We start from the raw sequence: 258 nt of genomic DNA on the forward strand, positions 1-258 counted from the left end.
TCAAATGTGGTGGCCAATTACATTGTCTTGACGGAAAGCCGGTTCCTGGCTAAGCTATTCTTTGCGTGCGGGGGCGATTAGCTCAGCTGGTCAGAGCGCACGCCTGATAAGCGTGAGGTCGGTGGTTCAAGTCCACCATCGCCCACCACGATGGAAACGCAAAGCTTCCCCCCTCGGTAGCGAGGGGGGAAGTGCTTTGGAGGGCCATTTGGGGGGCTATTAGGCTCAGGCTTGGGGTCTGGTTCCGGAACCTTTTAG

1 tRNA gene is annotated in these 258 nt (G+C 57.0%); it reads left to right on the top strand.

From position 1 onward, the window contains the following. Positions 1 to 71: 71 nt before the first annotated feature. Positions 72 to 148 (top strand) — tRNA-Ile (locus ETP66_RS11875). Positions 149 to 258 lie beyond the last annotated feature (110 nt).

The organism is Thermus thermamylovorans (assembly GCF_004307015.1).
In the GTDB taxonomy this organism is placed as follows: Bacteria; Deinococcota; Deinococci; order Deinococcales; family Thermaceae; genus Thermus; species Thermus thermamylovorans.